The organism is Dietzia sp. SYD-A1 (assembly GCF_015356725.1).
Classification (GTDB): domain Bacteria; phylum Actinomycetota; class Actinomycetes; order Mycobacteriales; family Mycobacteriaceae; genus Dietzia.
Genome location: NZ_JADDKI010000632.1, coordinates 1 through 3,849, shown reverse-complemented (window position 1 = coordinate 3,849; position 3,849 = coordinate 1). Strand labels below are relative to the sequence as shown.

The following is a 3,849-nucleotide window of genomic DNA, read 5'->3' as shown; positions in this document are numbered from 1 at the left end:
CTCGGCGGTCGACGCCCTGCTGCCGCCGGGCCGCGAACGGGCGGTCGCCTTCTCCGTGGCCCTGATGGAGCTCGGCGCGTTGGTCTGCACGGCCCGGGCGCCGCGATGCGACGACTGCCCCCTGACCCCGTCGTGCGCGTGGCTGGCCGCCGGTAGGCCCGAATGGGACGGGCCACGGCGCCGCACCCAGACCTTCGTCGGAACCGATCGCCAGGTCCGCGGACTACTCCTCGACGTCCTGCGCGACGGCGACGGCACGGCGGGACGGGACCGGCTCGACGCGGTGTGGCCCGATCCGGCCCAGCGCGAACGAGCTCTCGACTCGCTCGTGGCAGACGGGTTGATGGTGAGGGCCGGCGATATCTATTCCCTGCCGGGCTGACCGACCGGGATCGCCGCGACGAAGCGTAGGCTCACCTACATGGCCGTCGTCAAGATCAATGCCCTGTCCGTACCGAGTCAGGCCGGACCCGAACTGGAGCGTCGCTTCGCCGAGCGCGCCCACACCGTGGAGAACTCCCCCGGCTTCCTCGGTTTCCAACTGCTGCGCCCCACCGCCGGCGAGGACCGCTACTTCGTGGTGACCACCTGGGAGGACGAGGCGTCCTTCGCCGCCTGGCGTGACGGTGACGCCCGGACCGCCCACGCCGGCCAGCACGGCAAGCCCGTCGCCGAGGGGGCCACCCTTCTCGAGTTCGACGTCGTGCTGGACGTCGCACCGTCCGCCTGACGCCCGGCACCTCCGCCGGCGCACCCCGTCATCTCACGTGGACCGGATCTCGGAACAGCCGTATCCGATCGCCTTCGGCCTGCTCTTCGTCATCGTGATGCTGCGCGCCAACGCCACCTACTGGCTGGGCCGCGGCGCGCTGAGCGGCGGCAGGCTGAGCGACAGGGTCGCCCGCCACCTGGAGGGCCGGCACATGCAACGCGCGCAGAAACTGTCCGCACGCTACGGCGTGGTCGCGGTACCGCTGTCGTTCCTCACCGTGGGTGTGCAGACGGCGATCAATTTCTCCGCCGGGTTCACCCGCATGCCGCTGACCCGGTACCTGCCGGCGGTGGTGGTCGGCTGTGCGTTGTGGGCACTGCTCTACTCCACTGTGGGCATGGTCGGGTGGAGTGCGATCACCACCCTCTGGTCCACGGTCTCCTCCTGACCCGACCAGACGGTCCGACCGCACCGGCCGACCGGTCACCCGACCGGGTCGCTACCTCCCGGGCACGGGCCCGACCACCGGCCCGAGCACATCCGCGTACCTGTCGTCGACCAGGGCCTCGATGTCCACGGGGTCGATCTGTCCGTCCTCGGTGAACACGTCTGCGAGCTGCTGTTCGCGTTCCACCGTGTCCGCGAGCGCCACCGGTCTGCGGGTACTGCGACTCTGCGAGAGTTCGGCGGCCTCCGGGGTCAGTCCCACGGCCTCCCCGTAGAACGCGGCCCACTGCGCTGGGTTCTGTGCCGTCCAGGTCCCCGCCTCGGCGAGTCGGACCAGGAGGTCGGCGATCGCGGTCTGACGTCGCGCGTCGGCGAGGGCGTCGTGGGAGGCGAGCCCGAACCAGAAGCCGTTGGACGCCTCCGCCGCCGTCGCGATGGTCCGGGCATCGGTCGTGGTCTGCGTGATGGCCGTGTACGGATCCCAGATGGCCCACGCGTCGGCGTCACCGCGCGCGAAGGCGGAACCCGCCTCGGCCGGCTGGAGAAAGACCATCTCGACGGACTCCGGCGAGACCCCGGCACCGCGGAGCTGCAGCAGGAGATGCCCGTGCGCCGACGTGCCCTTGGCCACCAGGACCTTCCGGCCCGCGAGGTCCGCCACGGACCGCACGGGAGAGTCACCGGGGACGAGGATCCGGTCCCCCTCACCCCCGTTGGCGTAGGCCGAGACGATCGACGCCCGCGCCCCCGCGGCCGCCCCGAAGACCGGCGGGGTGTTACCCGTCACGGCCAGATCGATCTGCCCCGCGTTGAGCGCCTCCACCTGGGGCGGGCCGGAGGTGAACGTGGAGAACTCGATCTCGTACGGGAGATCATCGAGCTCTCCCGCCGCGGTGAGCAGGGCCTGCGTGCCACCCTTCTGGTCCCCCACGCGCAGGACGAGGCCGGACAGGTCCGCGAGATCGACCCGGTCGGGCACCGGCGCCGCGGCCTCGGAGTCGCGGGTGGCGCACCCGGCGCCGACGAGCAGCACGATCAACGCCAGCGCCAGCGCCAGCAGAACGGCAGGGATCGCGGGGCGTCGGTGGATCGGGGAGAGCGTGGTGGTCATATCGAGTGGTCCTCGTCTGTGTGGTCGACGCCCAACGCGTCGAGGAGAGAGCGGCGGTGGCGGCCCGTCTCGCCCCCACCGCGGGGCAGGTCGATGGTCTCGGTGTGGCCGATGACGCCGTCGTCCAGGACGTGCACCCGGTCGGCCAGAGACACCGCCTCGTCGACGTCGTGCGTCACCAGCAGGACCCCGAAGCCGTGGTGGGTCCACAGCCTCAGCAGGAGTCGGTGCATGGTCCTCCGGGTGAGGGCGTCGAGCGCGCCGAAGGGCTCGTCGAGCAGCAGCAGCGCAGGCTCCGCGACGAGCGCCCGGGCGAGCGAGGTCCGCTGCGCCTGGCCGCCGGAGAGTTCTCCGGGGTAGGCAGCCTCTCGGCCCTCCAGGCCCACCTCGGCGAGGATCTCGGTGACCCGGTCCGACTTCTCCCCGCGGCCGACCTCGACCCTGTTGAGACCGTGCCGGACGTTCTCGGCCACGGTCCGCCAGGGCAGCAGACGGGAATCCTGGAACACGACAGCCGGCGGGCCGTCGATGTGGACGTCGCCCGACTCGAGATCCCGGTCGAGTCCGGCCAGTATGCGCAGCGCGGTCGACTTCCCGCTGCCACTCCGGCCGAGCAGGGCGACGATGTCGCCTCGAGGGATGGTCAGGTCGAGGTTCCGGAGAACGGTGGTGTCGCCGAAGCTGCGGGTGACACCGCGGAGCGCGCCCGCGGGGGCGAGGGTGGTGGGCATTCCTGGGGCTCCCGATCGCTGGACGGTGGTCATGTGCGCTGGGCGGTGGTCATCGGTAGTGGCGCAGTGCGCGGGCCTCGGCGACGCGCACGATCGCGTCGGTGAGGATCCCCAGCAGCGCGTACACGACCAGGCCGACGATGATCACGTCGATGCGGAAGTAGTCACGGGCGTTCATGATGAGGTAACCGATGCCGTTGGTCGCGTTGAGCTGCTCGGCCACGATGAGGGTCAGCCAGGCGATCGCGAGCGACTGGCGCACGCCCACCAGGACCTGGGGCGCGATCGACGGCAGGATCACCTCCGTCAGTCGCTGGCGCCGGCTGAATCCGAAGACCGTGGCCATGTCCTGCAGCCTGGGATCCACCTGCCGCAATCCCGACGCGGTGTTGAGGTAGATGGGAAACACCACCCCGAGTGCGATGAGGAGCACCTTGGGGGTCTCGCCGATGCCGAACCACAGGATGAACAGCGGGATCAGCCCGAGGTGGGGAAGCGCGCGCAGCATCTGCAGCGGGGGGTCCACGAGGGCGTCCGCGACCCGCGAGGTCCCGACGATCACCCCGAGGACCAGTCCGGCCACGGCCCCCAGGACGAACCCCTGGGCCACGCGGACGCCCGAGACCGCCAGCGCGTCCGCGAGTTCGCCGGAGGCGATGAGCTCCAGCGCCGAGGAGGCGATCAGCTGCGGGGCGGGAAGGATCCGCTCCGGCAGGAGGCCCGTGGCGCCGGCGATCTGCCAGATCAGGATCAGCACGACGGGGCTGAGCCAGCGCAGCCATGTCATGCCGCGGAGGGCCCTGCGGGGCCTCGCGACGCGGCGCCCCGGGGACCGGGGCGTCCGGTTC

The 3,849-nt window shown here is 71.4% G+C and carries 5 protein-coding genes and 1 pseudogene; 3 read left to right on the top strand and 3 right to left on the bottom strand.

Annotation, left to right across the window (positions count from 1 at the left end; genetic code table 11):
• The 3 genes and pseudogenes from IY392_RS17925 to IY392_RS17915 form a co-directional block, all read left to right on the top strand.
• Positions 1-382, top strand: a pseudogene (locus IY392_RS17925) (A/G-specific adenine glycosylase); the annotation flags it as partial.
• Between the two features lie 39 nt (positions 383-421).
• Positions 422-730: an antibiotic biosynthesis monooxygenase gene (locus IY392_RS17920; protein ID WP_017835976.1), complete on the top strand. Its 309-nt coding sequence runs from the start codon at positions 422-424 to the stop codon at positions 728-730.
• A 37-nt stretch (positions 731-767) separates the two neighbouring features.
• Complete coding sequence (locus tag IY392_RS17915; RefSeq protein ID WP_182613402.1) at positions 768-1,160, top strand: VTT domain-containing protein; 393 nt, start codon at positions 768-770, stop codon at positions 1,158-1,160.
• 51 nt (positions 1,161-1,211) lie between these two features.
• Here the strand turns inward: IY392_RS17915 and IY392_RS17910 are convergent, their stop codons facing one another.
• The 3 genes from IY392_RS17910 to IY392_RS17900 form a co-directional block, all read right to left on the bottom strand.
• Complete coding sequence (locus IY392_RS17910; RefSeq protein ID WP_182613401.1) at positions 1,212-2,270, bottom strand: ABC transporter substrate-binding protein; 1,059 nt, start codon at positions 2,268-2,270, stop codon at positions 1,212-1,214.
• The gene (locus tag IY392_RS17905; protein WP_375292931.1) at positions 2,267-3,034 is read right to left on the bottom strand and encodes an ABC transporter ATP-binding protein; all 768 of its coding nucleotides are present in this window, start codon (positions 3,032-3,034) and stop codon (positions 2,267-2,269) included. Before IY392_RS17905 ends, IY392_RS17910 begins: the two co-directional genes overlap by 4 nt.
• A gap of 16 nt (positions 3,035-3,050) precedes the next feature.
• Positions 3,051-3,849, bottom strand: a 799-nt coding sequence (locus IY392_RS17900) for an ABC transporter permease (protein ID WP_228549601.1), incomplete at its 5' end; no start/stop codon positions are given.